This is a genomic window from Mesorhizobium sp. M7A.F.Ca.CA.002.09.1.1 (assembly GCF_003998555.1).
In the GTDB taxonomy this organism is placed as follows: domain Bacteria; phylum Pseudomonadota; class Alphaproteobacteria; order Rhizobiales; family Rhizobiaceae; genus Mesorhizobium; species Mesorhizobium ciceri.
Genome location: NZ_RZRR01001559.1, coordinates 1 through 518 on the forward strand (window position 1 = coordinate 1; position 518 = coordinate 518).

At 51.5% G+C, this 518-nt stretch carries 1 protein-coding gene; it reads right to left on the reverse strand.

The window, feature by feature from the left end; genetic code table 11:
- Positions 1–236 (reverse strand): LysR family transcriptional regulator (locus tag EN994_RS34645; RefSeq protein ID WP_164746584.1); only part of this gene is annotated, 236 nt, incomplete at its 3' end.
- Positions 237–518: the final 282 nt, after the last annotated feature.

The window sequence follows — 518 nt, forward strand, 5'->3', positions numbered from 1 at the left end:
GTACTAACTGTTACATTTGCCGGAATGTCAGCGACTTTCTCGTTAAACTCCCTTGAGATCAGCCATAAGCTTTCTGAAACTGTATTGTGAAATTGGCGCCCATATTCTGTAAGTGCCACGCCTCGTTGCCCCCGCTCGAACAATTTGGCGCCAAGCCTGGATTCCAGGAGCCTGACCTGCATGCTTACCGCTTCCCTGGTGACATTCAACTCATGAGCCGCAGCGGTAAAATTCATGTGGCTTCCCGCCGCTTCGAACGCGACCAGACTGTGTAGTGGCGGCAATCTCAAAGGCGGACGAGACGTCAATCTGATTTACCTCAGGCGTGATCGATCTTACGCTGACTATCCGAAAAGCACCCCGTAATCATAGTCCCAGCCATAATACGCTGAGGAAGCCAAGAGTGCCATCTCACGATAGCCATCGACAAAAGGACCCGTTGCTCGATTCATTCCAGCTCAGGTCTCTGCAACTTCGAAACAGGATTATGAGCACCGCTCATGCGCCGGCTTATGTAG